Origin of the sequence: Mesorhizobium sp. M7A.F.Ca.AU.002.02.1.1 (genome assembly GCF_003998535.1) — a bacterium.
GTDB classification, from domain to species: Bacteria; Pseudomonadota; Alphaproteobacteria; order Rhizobiales; family Rhizobiaceae; genus Mesorhizobium; species Mesorhizobium ciceri.
Window position 1 is genome coordinate 1 of the sequence record NZ_RZPB01001332.1, and the last position, 854, is coordinate 854.

The 854-nt window shown below is 61.7% G+C and carries 1 protein-coding gene; it reads left to right on the forward strand.

Going from position 1 to position 854, the window contains the following annotated elements:
• Positions 1-117: 117 nt before the first annotated feature.
• The coding region (locus EN879_RS37525; RefSeq protein WP_164774922.1) for a UTP--glucose-1-phosphate uridylyltransferase at positions 118-854 on the forward strand (737 nt) is incomplete at its 3' end.

Here is an 854-nt window from a genome sequence, read left to right on the forward strand (position 1 = left end):
GCGAAGAATGGCGGCACAATTTGCCGTCGGGGCGGGGAGGTGAAGATGCAGGCACATGGAGGGAATTTTCGTGGCCTGTGAACGGATTGAAGTCGATCTCCTCAGAAGGAATTTGCGATGAAGAAAATCAGGAAGGCCGTGATACCGGTGGCGGGGCTTGGAACGCGGTTCCTGCCGGCGACCAAGTCGATGCCGAAGGAAATGCTTCCCGTCGTCGACAGGCCCGTCGTCCAATATGCGGTGGACGAGGCCTTCGAGGCGGGCATCGAACACATCGTCTTCGTGACCGGTCGCAACAAGGCGGTGATCGAGGACTATTTCGACCTGCATCCGGAATTGATCGGCACCCTGGAGCAGACCGGCAAGAAGACCCAGCTGGAGGCGCTCGAAAGCATGCTGCCTGTGGCCGGCGCCACCAGCTTCATCCGCCAGCAATCCCCGCAAGGCCTCGGCCATGCCGTCTGGTGCGCGCGCGAGGTTATCGGCAACGAGCCCTTCGCCTTGCTGCTGCCGGACATGGTGTCCTTCGGCGGTCGCGGATGCCTCGCCGAAACCGTCGAGCTTTATGAGCGCACGGGCGGCAACGTAATCGCCGTCGAGCGTTGCGAACCCAGCGAGACCAACAAATATGGCATCGTTGGCCGTGGCGCCGAGATCGGCGGCGGTTTCGAGGTGACGGCCATGGTCGAGAAGCCGGCGCCGGCCAATGCGCCTTCGAATTTCTACATCAACGGCCGCTACATCCTGCAGCCGGAGATTTTCGCGCTCCTGGGCAATCAGCAGCGCGGCGCCGGCAACGAGATTCAACTGACGGATGCCATGGTTCGTCTGTCGAAGGATCAGCCGTTCTTCGC